Annotated in this window: 14 protein-coding genes; 8 read left to right on the forward strand and 6 right to left on the reverse strand. The window is 69.5% G+C overall.

The window, feature by feature from the left end; translation table 11 throughout:
* The first annotated feature begins 11 nt into the window (after nucleotides 1-11).
* The 3 genes from ACQPYY_RS08950 to ACQPYY_RS08960 are packed head-to-tail and all read left to right on the forward strand — an operon-like array spanning nucleotide 12 to nucleotide 2984.
* Nucleotides 12-791, forward strand: a complete 780-nt coding sequence (locus tag ACQPYY_RS08950) for an enoyl-CoA hydratase-related protein (protein WP_433593390.1) — start codon at nucleotides 12-14, stop codon at nucleotides 789-791.
* A gap of 35 nt (nucleotides 792-826) precedes the next feature.
* Entirely contained in the window at nucleotides 827-1804 is a 978-nt protein-coding gene (locus tag ACQPYY_RS08955; RefSeq protein ID WP_379101513.1) for a class I SAM-dependent methyltransferase, read from the forward strand.
* A gap of 19 nt (nucleotides 1805-1823) precedes the next feature.
* Nucleotides 1824-2984, forward strand: coding sequence for a THUMP-like domain-containing protein (locus tag ACQPYY_RS08960; protein ID WP_433593391.1), 1161 nt, complete (start codon nucleotides 1824-1826; stop codon nucleotides 2982-2984).
* Between the two features lie 4 nt (nucleotides 2985-2988).
* Here the strand turns inward: ACQPYY_RS08960 and ACQPYY_RS08965 are convergent, their stop codons facing one another.
* Nucleotides 2989-3387 carry a PPOX class F420-dependent oxidoreductase gene (locus ACQPYY_RS08965; RefSeq protein WP_379101517.1) on the reverse strand — a complete coding sequence of 133 codons (399 nt, stop codon included), beginning with the start codon at nucleotides 3385-3387 and terminating at the stop codon, nucleotides 2989-2991.
* A 119-nt stretch (nucleotides 3388-3506) separates the two neighbouring features.
* Here ACQPYY_RS08965 and ACQPYY_RS08970 point away from each other — a divergent pair, with 119 nt between their 5' ends.
* Entirely contained in the window at nucleotides 3507-3941 is a 435-nt protein-coding gene (locus ACQPYY_RS08970) for a MarR family winged helix-turn-helix transcriptional regulator (RefSeq protein ID WP_357279973.1), read from the forward strand.
* Between the two features lie 3 nt (nucleotides 3942-3944).
* Here ACQPYY_RS08970 and ACQPYY_RS08975 read toward each other — a convergent pair whose 3' ends face one another.
* On the reverse strand, nucleotides 3945-4424 hold the full coding sequence (locus ACQPYY_RS08975) for a MarR family winged helix-turn-helix transcriptional regulator (RefSeq protein WP_433593392.1): 480 nt from the start codon (nucleotides 4422-4424) through the stop codon (nucleotides 3945-3947).
* A gap of 68 nt (nucleotides 4425-4492) precedes the next feature.
* Here ACQPYY_RS08975 and ACQPYY_RS08980 point away from each other — a divergent pair, with 68 nt between their 5' ends.
* Nucleotides 4493-4954, forward strand: coding sequence for a MarR family winged helix-turn-helix transcriptional regulator (locus ACQPYY_RS08980; protein ID WP_433593393.1), 462 nt, complete (start codon nucleotides 4493-4495; stop codon nucleotides 4952-4954).
* On the opposite strand, the gene ACQPYY_RS08985 is transcribed toward ACQPYY_RS08980, so the two are convergent.
* Nucleotides 4935-6275 (reverse strand): PQQ-binding-like beta-propeller repeat protein, encoded by a 1341-nt coding sequence (locus ACQPYY_RS08985; RefSeq protein WP_433593394.1) that lies wholly within the window; start codon nucleotides 6273-6275, stop codon nucleotides 4935-4937. The two genes, ACQPYY_RS08980 and ACQPYY_RS08985, sit on opposite strands and share 20 nt — an antisense overlap.
* A gap of 162 nt (nucleotides 6276-6437) precedes the next feature.
* On the opposite strand from ACQPYY_RS08985, the gene ACQPYY_RS08990 reads away from it, so the two are divergent.
* From ACQPYY_RS08990 to ACQPYY_RS09000, 3 genes are read left to right on the forward strand one after another with little or no spacing between them, the layout of a single operon-like run.
* Complete coding sequence (locus tag ACQPYY_RS08990) at nucleotides 6438-7187, forward strand: acyltransferase (RefSeq protein ID WP_379101525.1); 750 nt, start codon at nucleotides 6438-6440, stop codon at nucleotides 7185-7187.
* Between the two features lie 30 nt (nucleotides 7188-7217).
* Nucleotides 7218-7751, forward strand: a complete 534-nt coding sequence (locus ACQPYY_RS08995; protein ID WP_433593395.1) for a DUF1697 domain-containing protein — start codon at nucleotides 7218-7220, stop codon at nucleotides 7749-7751.
* 38 nt (nucleotides 7752-7789) lie between these two features.
* Nucleotides 7790-8224, forward strand: coding sequence for a cupin (locus ACQPYY_RS09000; RefSeq protein WP_433593396.1), 435 nt, complete (start codon nucleotides 7790-7792; stop codon nucleotides 8222-8224).
* Nucleotides 8225-8311: 87 nt separating this feature from the next.
* Here the strand turns inward: ACQPYY_RS09000 and ACQPYY_RS09005 are convergent, their stop codons facing one another.
* Genes ACQPYY_RS09005 through ACQPYY_RS09015 form a run of 3 tightly spaced genes read right to left on the reverse strand, consistent with a single transcriptional unit; the run spans nucleotide 8312 to nucleotide 11903 of the window.
* Nucleotides 8312-9574, reverse strand: coding sequence for a glycosyltransferase family 4 protein (locus ACQPYY_RS09005; RefSeq protein ID WP_357096249.1), 1263 nt, complete (start codon nucleotides 9572-9574; stop codon nucleotides 8312-8314).
* Nucleotides 9571-11124: a glycoside hydrolase family 57 protein gene (locus tag ACQPYY_RS09010; RefSeq protein WP_357279412.1), complete on the reverse strand. Its 1554-nt coding sequence runs from the start codon at nucleotides 11122-11124 to the stop codon at nucleotides 9571-9573. Before ACQPYY_RS09010 ends, ACQPYY_RS09005 begins: the two co-directional genes overlap by 4 nt.
* The gene (locus ACQPYY_RS09015) at nucleotides 11121-11903 is read right to left on the reverse strand and encodes a class I SAM-dependent methyltransferase (RefSeq protein ID WP_433593397.1); all 783 of its coding nucleotides are present in this window, start codon (nucleotides 11901-11903) and stop codon (nucleotides 11121-11123) included. Before ACQPYY_RS09015 ends, ACQPYY_RS09010 begins: the two co-directional genes overlap by 4 nt.
* Nucleotides 11904-11947 lie beyond the last annotated feature (44 nt).

The following is an 11947-nucleotide window of genomic DNA, read 5'->3' on the forward strand; positions in this document are numbered from 1 at the left end:
GGTGATCGGCTGTGGCCGAATTCGTGACCGTGGACCGGGGCGTGGCAGAGGGTGTCGCGGTGCTCCGCATCGCCCGCCCCCCGATGAATCTGATCGATCTGCAGGTGGCGCTCGAGGTGGCGGCCGCCGCCGACGAGATCGCGGCCGACGGGTCGATCGCGGCCGTGGTGGTCTACGGCGACGCGCGGGTGTTCAGCGCGGGTGACGAGCTGGCCGAGTTGGCCCGCCTCACCCCGGAGCAGGCGCAGGCCGTGGTGGCGGACTTCCAGTCGGCGCTGGGCTGCCTGGCCCGTTTGCCGCAGCCGACGGTCGCGGCGATCAGCGGCTACGCGCTGGGCGCGGGGCTGGAGCTGGCGCTGGCGGCGGATCGCCGCATCATCGGCGACAACGTGAAACTGGGCCTGCCGCAGATCAAGGCCGGGCTGATCCCGCTGGCGGGCATTCGCCGCCTGAGCCTGCTGATCGGGCCGTCGCACGCCAAGGATCTGGTGTACAGCGGACGCTTCGTGGATCCGAAGGAGGCCGCGGCGCTGGGCCTGGTCGACGAGGTGGTGGCGCCCGACGATGTGTTCGCCGCCGCACTGCGCTGGGCGGGGCAGTTCGCGGGTGGTCCGGGTGCGGCGATCGCGGCCGCGAAACGGGTCTTCGAGGCCGGTACACATGGTCATGATCGGGCCCGCCGCGAGTGGGCTGACCTGTTCGGAACCGAAGATCAGCAGGTTGGAACACGTTCTTATTTGGTCGACGGACCGGACGCGATTCCGTTCACCGGTCGTTCAGTGGCCCGATAACACCGCTCACCGGGCTATTCATTAGGCTTGCCTGCATGACAGTTGGTCCTGAAGACCCCGCGCCGAACCCGCACGCCACCGAGGCCGAGGTCCAGGCCGCGTATAGCGACAACAAGCTCGCCCAGGTCCTGTATCACGACTGGGAAGCCGAGACCTACGACGACAAGTGGTCGATCTCCTACGACGAGCGCTGCATCGAGTACGCCAAGGGTCGCTTCGACGCCGTCGCGCCCAGCACCGAGCTGCCCTACGAGCGGGCCCTCGAACTCGGCTGCGGCACCGGCTTCTTCCTGCTGAACCTGATGCAGGCGGGCGTGGCCGAGCGCGGCTCGGTCACGGACCTGTCGCCGGGCATGGTCAAGGTCGCCACCCGCAACGGCCAGAACCTGGGCCTCGACGTCGACGGCCGTGTAGCCGACGCCGAGACCATCCCCTACGAGGACGACACCTTCGACCTGGTCGTCGGCCACGCCGTGCTGCACCACATCCCCGATGTGGAACTCGCGCTCAAGGAGTGCCTGCGCGTGCTGAAGCCGGGCGGTCGCTTCGTCTTCGCCGGTGAGCCGACCACGATCGGCAACATCTACGCGCGTCGCCTGGGCCAGGTCACCTGGAAGGTCACCACCACGGTCACCAAGCTGCCGTTCCTGAGCGGCTGGCGTCGCCCGCAGTCCGAGCTCGACGAGTCCTCGCGCGCCGCGGCCCTCGAGGCCGTCGTCGACCTGCACACCTTCGACCCCTCCGACCTGGAGCGGATGGCCCGCAGCGCGGGCGCCGTCGAGGTGCAGGCCAAGACCGAGGAATTCGCCGCCGCCCTGTGGGGCTGGCCGGTCCGCACCTTCGAGGCCGCCGTGCCCGAGGAGAAGCTGACCATCGGCTACCGCATGGCCCAGTACAAGGCGTGGCTGGCGTTCTCCGCCCTCGACGAGAAGGTGCTGCGCCACGTGGTGCCCCGCCAGTTCTTCTACAACGCCATGATCACCGGCGTGAAGCCCGGCGCGTCCGCCAAGTAGGCCGACTCCGCGAAACCCCGTGGGCTACGCCTTCACTCGCGACGACATCGCCTACCTCTCCAGTGCCGCCGGCGCGGCGGCCCTGGCCGAGGTGGGCGATGTCGCGCTTTCCTCCGCCTCGCTCCTCAAGGATCTGGAGCGGATCCGCCGCGGGCACGGCGACCGGGCCGCGGCCCTGGTCGAAACCGTCCGCCTACGCCGGCGGGCCACCGCCAAACTGGCCGACGCCGGGGACTGGCTGTTCACCGACGATTCCCTCCAGCAGGCGACCCCGTCGGCGGTGGCCGCGCACCGCGCCCAACGGCTCGCCGGGCGCACCGTCCACGACGTCACCTGTTCGATCGGCGCGGAGCTCGCCGCGCTCGCGGCGGTCTGTCCCGCCGTCATCGGCAGCGACCTCGACGACATCCGACTGGCCATGGCGGCCCACAACGCCGGGGCGCGAAATGTGCTGCTGGCCAAGGCTGACGCGCTGGTTCCGTGCAGCACCGCCGACGTGGTGATCGCCGATCCCGCCCGCCGCGCCGACGGCCGCCGCACCCACGATCCGGCCAAACTCCAGCCACCGCTGCCGGACCTGCTCACCGCCTACTCCGGCCGCGACCTGGCCGTGAAGTGCGCTCCCGGACTGGATTTCGACACTCTCGGCTGGTCGGGCGAGGTCGAGGTCGTCTCCCTCGACGGCGCGGTCCGCGAAGCCTGTCTGTGGTCACCGGGTCTCACCGAACCGGGCGTCACCCGCCGCGCGACGGTCCTGTCCGCGAAGGCCGACCCCTGGACCCTCACCGACACCGCCCCCGACGACATCCCCGAACGCGAGCCGGGGGAGTGGATCATCGATCCGGACGGCGCCGTCGTCCGCGCGGGCCTGGTCCGCCACTACGCCGCGAAACACGGTCTGTGGCAACTGGATCCCCGCATCGCCTACCTCACCGGCGACCAGGTCCCCGACGGGGTCCGTGGCTTCCGCGTCCTGGACCGCATGGAATTCCGCGAGAAGTCCCTCCGCGCCGAACTCCACCGCCGCGACTGCGGTCCCCTCGAAATTCTCACCCGCGGCGTCGATATCGACCCCGACGCCCTGCGCGCCCGCATCAAACCCCGCGGCTCGGTGCCGCACACCCTCGTCGTCACCAGAATCGGCCGCGCCGCAACGGTTTTCCTCTGCGCGACCCCGTAGGGCCTCAGCCCTGATAGGTCGCGTGCGTCGGCCGCATCACCAGCACCACGCGATCGGGGTGGTCGCCCACGGGCTTGTCGTAGGGGAGTCCGTAACGCCGCGCGAGGACATCGAAGAACTCGCCCTCCGCATCGGTGTCGATGCGTTCGATGACGCCCCGGATCTCGAGGTAGCGGTACGGGGCCTCGGGATCGTTGATGCTGACCGCCACGTGCGGGTCGCGAGCGGTATTGCGGTGCTTGGCCCGGGTCGTCGTGGTGGTGAAGCGCAGGAACTCCCCGTCCCAGATCTGCCAGATCGGGGTGACCTGCGGCGTGCCGTCGGGATTCAGCGTGGCCAGGTGCGCGAACAGGGGCCGGGTGAGCAGGTCGGTGTACTTCTCGGGAATCACGGTGTGGGACATGCGCACGCCTTTCGGGACGGTAGAGATGACATCGGAATATGAGAGCGAAGATAGATTAGAGCTCTAATGATCGTCAAGGTTCGAACAAGGGGGTGAGCTATCATGCCGGGGTGACGTCGATGCCGGTCGAAGAGCGCCTGGGGACCTATATCAAGCGCGCCGAGCAGGCGCTCATGGGCGCGAAGAACGCCGCCCTCAAGCCCGCGGCCGTGACCATCCCGCAGTACGCGGCCCTCTACGTCCTCAGTGAGAATCCGGGCATCTCCGCCGCCGAACTGGCCCGCCGCTGCGGCGTCACCCCGCCCACCATGAACACGGTGCTCACCAACCTGCGCGAGCGCGGCCTGATCGAGCGCACGCCGCACGAGTGGCATCGCAATGTGCTCGAGACCCGGCTCACCGACGAGGGGCGCAAGGTCATGCGGGCGGCCGACAAACGCGCGGTCCCGGTCGAACGGGCACTCGCGGCGGAGTTCACCGCGGCCGAGCGCGCCGCGCTCATCGACCTGCTCGAGCGGGCCGCCACCGTCCTCGAATCGGTCCGCCCGGACTGATCGCTACCGGGCGTCGTCCGGCCGGTCGGCGGTGGCCGTCTCGAAGTCGGCGACGAATCGGGTGAGCAGCCGGGCGAATTCGGTGCGGTCGCCGTCGGGCCAGTCGGCGGTCGCGGCATCGAGCGCGGCCCGCCGATTCGCGTGGGCGCGGTCCAGGGTGGTGTGCGCGGTGGCGGTGAGGTGCAGGTGGATGCGTCGCGCGTCGGTCTGATCGGCCCGTCGTTCCACGAGACCCTCGGCGACCGCCCGCGCCACCAGCCGGCTGGCCCGCGGCTGGTCCACGCCCAGGGCGGTGGCGATATCGGTCACCACCACCTCGCCCTCCCGGGCCTCGACGGCGTCCAGCACGCCGAACAGGGTCGGATCCACGGCCGGGCCCCCGGCGCGGGCCGCGAGCTTGTTCAGTGCGCGCCGACTCTGGCTGCGGCGAATGGCCACCATGGCGCGCTCGATGGCGACGATCGCTGGGTCGCTGTCCTTCACCCTTGTCATCCTACAATTGCTTGTTAAAATACATGCACATGTACTTTGACAAGAATTAGGAGACGAGCATGTCCGACGCCCCGAAGTTCCTGGGCTACTGGCTCAAGCGCATCGACAAGACCCTCGAGGACAATTTCGCCGCGTTCCTGGCCGCCGAGGGCCTGCTCCGCCGGCACTGGCAGACCCTGCACACGCTCGCCGGCGGCCCGCTCGACACGGCGGGCCTCGACGTCGCGCTGTCCCCGTACCTCGGCGCCCACGACCCCACCGCCGCACCGTATGTCGGTGCGCTGGTAGATCGGGGCTGGGCCGACCAGGGCAGCGCGGGGACCTACGCGTTGACCTCGGAAGGCGTCGCCGCGCACGCGAAACTGTGGGAGCGCATCCGAATGCAGCGCGCGGCCGCCACCGAGGGCCTCAGCGCCGGCGACTACGGCGTGTTGCTGGACCTCCTGCAGCGCGTCGCGGCCAATGTCGACGCCTACACGCTGACATTGCGTGCGGACGGGGCTACTTCTTCTCCGGCTTGAACACGAACAGCTCGCCGATCCGGGTGGCCACCACGACCTCGCCCTTGCTGCCCACGGCGGTCGCCACGGTGGTGCCCTCCGCGCCCGGAAGATCGTTGGACTGCACCGTCGCGCCATTGCGGGTGTCGAAGGTGACCAGCGTCAGCTTGTCACCGATCGGGGCCACCGTGTAGCCGGTGCCGCCCGCGGTCTGGACCGGGCGGCCGCGCAGTTCGAGATCCTTGCGCTCCCAGGCGATCTCGGCCTTGTCGCCCTGATCGCGCAACGCCATCAGGTGGCCCTCGTCGCCTGCGGGCACCAGCAGGCCGTCCGCGACGGAGATGCCGCCGCGCGCCGGGAAGCCCAGGTCCCGAGTCCATTTCGTCTTGCCCGTGGCAGCGTCCACGGCGATCAGGCGGTTGGTGTTGTCGCCGACGTAGACCGTCGAGCCGTCGGCCGAGAGCGCGGGACTGGTGGCGCTGCCCTGGTCGAGCAGCTTCGCGTCCCAGTCGACGCGAACCTCTTTGCCGTTGTAGGTGAGCGCCACCAAGGCGGCCTGAGTGTCACCGGGCTTCCACACGGTCGCGTAGAAACGGCCCGACTTCTGGTCCACCGCGGACACATTCGCGATCGGGCACTGCGGTCCGCCGGTCGCGCAGTCGTCGAGGCCCTGCCCGTCCGGCGGCCGGCTCAGCGACGGGTTGGCCAGGAAGTCGGGTTCGCCGAGCAGCTGGAAGGTCGGGACCTGGCGTTCGCCGGTCTGCCGGATCAGGACGTCCACCTGCCCGGACTGGGTGACCGACAGGACCTTTCCGTCCCCGGTGAACTGCACCGACACCGGCGTCCCGGCGGCGGGGGTGCGCCAGCGCGGCTGACCGAGGTTGTTGAACGAGTTCACCGCGCCGTCGTCGCCGACGTACACATTGCCGCTGCCGTCCACCGCCGCGCCGCCGTCGACGGCGCTGGGGCCCAGCGGATTACAGAAACGCTTACGGCCCGTCGGCATCTGGAACGACAGAATGGTGCAGCCGGTGGCGCGGGTGGTGACGTACAGCTGCCCGTCGCCGCCGATGGTCACCGGCTGCGCGACCGGACCACCCACGGGCCGAGACCAATTCAGCGCCAGATTCCGCGACCCGGTGACCGAGCTGGACCCGCTGTTGCGGGCGTCCCCGAACGCCATCGGCCAGCCCTTGCCGGGACCGACGCCGATATCGTCGACCTCGGTACTGCCGTACGAGCACCCCGTCAGTGCGAACAGCCCGGCGCCCGCCAGGGCCAGCACCGTGGACCCGGTGCTCGAGCGTCGATCACGTCCGGTCCGCCGCCTGCCGTTTCGCACCTGCTGGTGTCCCTTCTGCCAGTACGGAAGTCTGAGGATTGTCGCCGGGTTGCCACAGCCGCAGCCCTGCCGTTGCCACAGCCGGAGCACAGCCTACTTTCGTGCCCGTGGAAGGGGACGGATACCCTCGTTGAAACGACCGGTGAACACAGGGAGTAGTTCGTGACGAGCATGTGGGGCGCACCGCTGCGCTCGCGTTGGCGGGGTTCGCGCCGCCGGGATCCGGAGCAGGCCCGTTTCCTCACGCCCGCGTCTCTGAAGTGGGTCCTCGCCAATCGCGCCTACACGCCCTGGTACCTGGTGCGCTACTACCGGCTGTTCAAGTTCAAGATGGCCAACCCGCACATCGTGCTGCGCGGCATGGTCTTCCTGGGCAAGAACGTGGAAGTCCACGCCACCCCCGAGCTGTCCCGGCTCGAGATCGGCCGCTGGGTGCACATCGGCGACGGCAACGCCATTCGCTGCCACGAGGGTTCGCTGCGCATCGGCGACAAGGTGGTGTTCGGCAAGGACAATGTCGTCAACACCTACCTCGACATCGAGATCGGTGAGTCCACCCTGGTCGCCGACTGGTGCTACATCTGCGACTTCGACCATGTCACCGACGACATCAACCTGCCCATCAAGGATCAGGGCATCGTGAAGTCGCCGGTCCGCATCGGCCCCGACACCTGGATCGCCGCCAAGGTCACCGTGCTGCGCTCCACCCGCGTCGGCCGCGGCTGCGTGCTGGGCGCGCACGCCGTCGTCAAGGGCGACTACCCCGACTACTCCATCTGCGTCGGCGCGCCCGCCCGGGCCGTGAAGAACCGCAAGGAGACCTGGGACGCCGCCGCCGAGGCCCGCGCCGCCCACCTCGAGGCGCTCGCCGACATCGAACGCAAGAAGAGCGGCGTCGCCGCCTCCTCTTGACCGTCACCCCGCGCGGGTAGGTTCACGGCCATGCACCGCTACGCCGCCTTCCTGCGCGGGATCATGCCCACCAACCCCAACATGCGCGGCGAGAAGCTGCGCGGCGTCTTCGAGGGACTGGGGTTCGAGAAGGTCAGCACCTTGCTGGCGAGTGGCAACGTGGTCTTCGGGACCGACGACACCGACGTGGCAGCCCTGGAATCGACGATCCAACAGGCGCTCACCGCCGAACTGGGCATCCCCGGCGGGACGCTGATCCGCACCCAGGCCCAGCTCCGGAAGCTGGTCGACTCCGATCCCTACGCCGGTCTCACCCACGGCCGCGAGACCTATCTGACGGTCACCTTCGTGCGCGAGCACCCGAAGTCCATCCCCGATTTCGAGGGCTCCGCGGTCCGCGTCGTCCGCTACGACAAGCCCGCCGCCGCCCTGCTCACCGTCATCGACAACACCGATCCCAGCACCACCGGCTTCATGTCCACGATCGAGAAGGCCTGGGGCAAGGACATGACCACCCGCACCTTCCTGACGGTCCAGAAGACGTTGAAGAAGATGGACGCCTAGGGTTCTCGCCGACCGGTGGCGCGCGATAGCGTGGCGGGGTGACTCTCGGTTCTCGAGCTGTACTGGCCGCACTGGCATCGTGCGCGTTGGCAGGGTCCTGCGCGGCGACCGCGCACGCGACGCCGTCCGACGGTGTCACGGGGGTGATCCTCTCGCGCACCACGATCGGGGACACCGAGTACATCCTGCGCGAGATCACCATCGTCCCAGGCGGTTCCACCGGCTGGCACTATCACGACGGGACGTTGTACGCGGTCCTGCGCCAGGGCGAGCTGAGCCATTACGGACCCGATTGCGCGATCGATCAGGTCGGCGGGGCGGGGACCGCGTTCGTGGAGCGGGCCGGGACCGGCAATGTCCATCTGGAACGGAATCTGGGGACCGAGTCGCAGATTCTCGATGTGCTCTACGTGCTGCCCGCGGGGAGCCCGCTGTCGGAGGACGCGCCGAATCCGGGCTGCTCGTTCAACTGACCCGGGCCGACCGACCCGAGCCTCGAATTAGAACTCGTTCCAATTCGAGGTGCAGACGTCTCCGAGGGAAAAACCGAGCGGCACCGCTCAGTACGGCTGGTTCGGATCCCGTTCCGGCAGTGGACGTTCCGAGATGACCGGGCGGCCGACCGGGTTACGAACCCGGCGCTTGGCGCCCTGATAGACCAGCGCGGTCTCCTGCGCCACCACATCCCAGGCGAAGTCGGCGGTGAGGCGCTCGCGGGCGGCCCAGGCGCGCTCCTGCGCGGCGGCCGCGTCGTCGAGCACCGAGATGACCGCTTCCGCAACGCCGTTCACGTCGGCCGGTTCGAACGAGGCGCCGGTGACCCCGTCGGTGACCAGGTCGCCGAGCCCGCCCGCGGTGGAGGTGATCAGCGGGGTGCCCGCGGCGGCCGCCTCGAGGGCCACGATGCCGAAGGGCTCGTAGCGGCTGGGCAGCACGATGGCGTCGGCGCTGTGCAGCCAGCCCAGCAGATCGGTGTGGTCGAGCTTGCCGACGAAACTCACCGCGCGCGCGACGCGGTGGGCGCGGGCGCGCTCCCGCAGCCAGTCGAACTGGGTGCCGATACCGGCCACGGTGAGCGTGGTGCCCGGATGCGCCTTGCGGATGCGCGGCAGCGCGGCGATGGCGTCCTGGATGCCCTTCTCGTATTCGAGACGGCCCACGTACAGCAGTCGCGGCGGCCCGGAGCGGGGGGCGCGTTCGCGGAAGGTCCACGCGCCCACATCGATTCCATTGCGGATCACCGTCATCGGCACCTTCTCGGCGCCGTAGAGCCGGTGCACCTCGTCCTTCATGGACTCCGAACAGGTGATGAGCGCGTCGGATTCGTGGGCCAGCCACCACTCCACCGAGTGCACCTGCCGGTTCACCCGGCCCGAGACCCAGCCGCTGTGGCGGCCCGCCTCGGTGGCGTGGATGGTCGAGACCAGCGGCACGTCGTAGTACTCGGCCAGCGTGATCGCCGGGTGCGCGACCAGCCAGTCGTGGGCATGCACCACGTCGGGGGTCCAGCCCTCGCCGATGCCCGGCTTGTTCAGCGCGATCCCGGCCCGCACCATGGCGTGACCCATGGCCAGGGTCCAGGCCAGCATGTCCTCGCCGAAGTCGAACACCGGCGGATCCTCGGCGACCGCCACCACCAGCACGCCCTCCTCGATGAAGGAGTGCGTCGGGTGGGTGGTGGCGTCGGTGCCCATCGGCCGGCGCGCCAGCACGACGACTTCGTGCCCGGCGGCGGCCAGCTCGACGGCCAGGTGATGGACGTGGCGGCCCAGCCCACCGACTACGACGGGTGGGTACTCCCACGACACCATCAAGATCTTCATGCGGGTCCTTCTGAAGCGGGGCCGAGCCTGCGCGCATCGAGCGCGGGGAAGAGTCCGTCGGCCGCGTACCATCCTGCCGCCAACTGACCCGCTTTGGCGAGTTGCCCGGCCGTCACCGCGGCCGCGATCTCGCGCACGGCGTGCGAGTGTTCATGGGCTCGATCACGCGCGTACCCGGCCGCCGAATCCTTCGACACCATGAACGCCCAGTCGCTGGAGACGGCCAGGATCGCCTCCCGCAGCAGCTGGTCGGCAACCGTGTCGCGCAACCCGTATCGGGTGTTCTCGACCGTTCCGGCGTCCACCCGCATCTTGTCGAGGGTGTCCAGCGCGAGCCGCACCACCTCGGCGTTGAGCTGGACCAGATCGGACACCTGGTCCCCGGCCCACACCCGCCAGTCCTTGCCCGAACCCCAGGAGGAATCGGCCAATTCGACGCGTTCGCCCACGTAGCCGCGGGCCCGCGCGTCCGCGAGGGTGCCGACGGTGACCCCGGCCTCGGGCAGCGCGCGCAGCACCTGCTCGAGCCACTGCGGTCCCTCGTGCCACCAGTGGCCGAACAATTCGGTGTCGAAGGCGGCCACCACGAGGGCGGGCCGGCCGATGCGTTCCGACTCCGAGATCAGCCGTTCGCGCACGGTCGCCACGAAGTCCGCGACGTCCTTGCCGATGGCCGCCGAGGCGAGTTCGGGATCGTAAGGAGCCTTGTCAGGGCCCGACACGGTCTTGCCGGTGACACGCGCGGGCTTCAGTCCGGTGGCGTGGTCATAGTGATGGAAATCACGGTAGTAGGGCTGCCCCGGGTACCCGGATTTCGGCGACCAGACGCGATAGCTCACCGCGAGATCGCGGCCGAAGGCCACCACATCCGAATCCCACACCGGCCGGCCGAGCGTGGTGTCGCCGCGCAGGGCGGGACCGTCCACCATGAAGTGCGAGATGCCGACCTTGTCGTAGGTCTGCTCCATGCCGGGCGTGAACCCGCACTCGGGCGCCCAGATGCCCGACGGCGTGTGCCCCCAGCGCGCCCGCGCGTCCGCCAGGCCCTCGACGAGTTCGAACTCGCGCAGCCGCGGATCCAGCAGCGGCTGGAACGGATGCGACAGCGGCCCGCCCAGCAATTCGATGGCCTCGGCGTCGATGAGCTCGCGCCACACCGGGGAGGCGCCGTGCATCCAGCGGGTCTCGAAATCGTCGAGAGCGGCTGCGGCGAGCCGGTGTTCGTGCCGCCCGAGCGCGACATTGCCCGCCATGGAGGCCTCGTCGGCGCGCAGCCGCCAGTTGCCCAGCCAGTGGTGCATGCCCTCGAGGCAGTGCGGGTCGTCCAGCTGCGCGGCCAGCACCGGCGTGATGCCCAGGCTGATCAGATGCGAACGGCCCTCGGCGGCAAGGGTTCTGAGCACCTTAGCGACGGGCAGGTAGGACGCGGCCCAGGACTGGTAGAGCCATTCCTCGCCGACCGGCCAGCGCCCGTGATGGGCCAGCCACGGCAGGTGCGAGTGCAGGACCAGCGTGAACTGGCCCGGCACCGGGGAATTCGCGTCCGTCACGGCTTCACCGCGACGGCCAGCAGGTCGAGGCTGGCGTCGATGTCGCGCTCGGAGTCGGCCAGCAGTGCGAAGTCGTCGATGGTCACCGCGGCCACGTCGGCGGCCAGGTCGGCGGGCCACGGCTCGCCCGCCAGCGCCCGCTCGATCTGCGCGTCGATGATCGACCCGCCCCACTTCTCGTCCAGCGCAGCGAGTTCGGGCCCGTGGAAGATCCCCGCCATCAGGTCGACGGTGAAACCGGCCTCGACGAGCAGTTCGGTCATCTCGGCGGCATTCAGCTCACGCGTGTGGAAGGGGTTGAGCGGCGTGTCGCGCCCGGGGGAGAAGGTGATCCGGTTCGGGGTGGAGATCAGCAGTTGGCCGCCGGGCCGCAGCACCCGCAGACATTCGCGCAGGAACTGCGCCTGGTCCCACAGGTGTTCGATGACCTGGAAATTGACCACGATGTCGACCGAGGCGTCGTCCAGCGGCAGCGCGGCCAGGTTGCCCTGCACCATTTCGACGCGCGGGTACTTGGCGCGCACGTGCGCGACCGCGCTGTCGTCGTAGTCGAGGCCGGTGACACGCGCGGCGACGCCGGCGATCATATTGGCCCCGTAACCTTCGCCACTGCCCGCCTCGAGCACGACCTTGCCCGCGCAGCGGTCGAGCATGCGCACGTAGGCGATCTCGTGGCGCCGGAACCAGTAGTTCTCCTCGGCGATGCCGGGCACCGTCCGCTCGCCGGTCAGCGGCAAGGGATCGGTGTGGTTTTCAACAGGTCTCACGGCCTCGCTCATTGCTCCGACGTTAGCGGTTGCGCATATCACACCCGCGACCGGAT

Origin of the sequence: Nocardia sp. CA-145437, from assembly GCF_050956485.1 — a bacterium.
Lineage (GTDB): Bacteria > Actinomycetota > Actinomycetes > Mycobacteriales > Mycobacteriaceae > Nocardia.